Here is a 1,059-nt window from a genome sequence, read left to right as displayed (position 1 = left end):
GTTCTCGGCGTTGGGCGGCCAGGACGTCGGGATGGCGGGCGTTGAGGTTGCGCCACCGCAGGTAGCTCTGGAGTCTTTGGGCGAGCACGGTGTGGTTGGGGTGGTTGGAGCCGGCCATGACGAAGTTGCGTAAGGGGCCGAATTGGGCCTCGATCGGGTTGGCCCACGACGCGCTGGTCGGTGTCAGGCACAGCTCGACGTTGTTCCTTTGCGCCCAGGTGCGGATGGTCGGGGTCTTGTTCGCGGACAGGTTGTCCATGATCACGTATATGGGGGCGCTGTCGGGTCGGGCGGCGCGGATCGACTTCAGTGCGGACAGGCTGTGGTCACCGCCTTTGCGGCGTCGGGTGACGCCCCACAGTTGGTCGTCGCCGAGGGAGTAACAGCCGTGGAAGTACCGGATGCCGTGGGTTCGGTGGTAGGTGGCCGGCAGCCGGTCCGGTTTCTTCTCCCCGGCCCAGCTGGAGCCGTGGCAGGGACGGATCGACAACGGGCCGAACTGGTCGAAGGCGAAGCAGCGGTGCGGGAAGTGGCTGGTCACGTGCTCGATACGGTCGAGTTTGGATTCTTTGTCGGGGTCCGTGGACTCTTTCCAGGTGCGGGTGCGCTGGAAGGAGATGTGGTGCTCGTGCAGGATCTGCCGGAGTCGTTCCCGGCCGACCTTCACCGTCTTGATTCGGTTGCGGGCTAGGTAGTCGGTGAGCTTGCGCAGACTCCAGTGTGTGAAGGGACAGCCCAGGGTGAGTGGGCGGGTTGTGGCCGTCGCGATGATGAAGGTGCGTTGGTCATCGCTGATCAGGCGGGGACGGCCTCCCGCCCACTGAGGGTCCAGGGCGGCCAAGCCCTTGTCATTGAAGGCGTGGATCACATCCCGCACGGTGTCTTCGTGCGCGGCGACCAAGTGTGCGATCGCCGGCACGGTGGTGCCCGACGCCGACGCCATGATGATCAGTGCCCGACGGACCCGCACCGACTCGTGGCGGCCCCGTCGGACCAACTGCTGCAGTTTCTGACCCTCTTGATCAGTTAACCGTCGTGCTCGAACCCGCTCAGCCATGA

General features: G+C 65.2%; 1 protein-coding gene. It reads right to left on the bottom strand.

Annotation, left to right across the window (positions count from 1 at the left end):
* Window positions 1–1,057: IS630 family transposase (locus C6N31_RS42240; RefSeq protein WP_198359621.1), on the bottom strand; the 1,057-nt coding region annotated here is incomplete at its 3' end.
* Window positions 1,058–1,059: the final 2 nt, after the last annotated feature.

It is taken from the genome of Streptomyces fildesensis (genome assembly GCF_016107395.1).
GTDB lineage: Bacteria > Actinomycetota > Actinomycetes > Streptomycetales > Streptomycetaceae > Actinacidiphila > Actinacidiphila fildesensis.
This window is presented reverse-complemented; position numbering and strand designations above follow the sequence as displayed.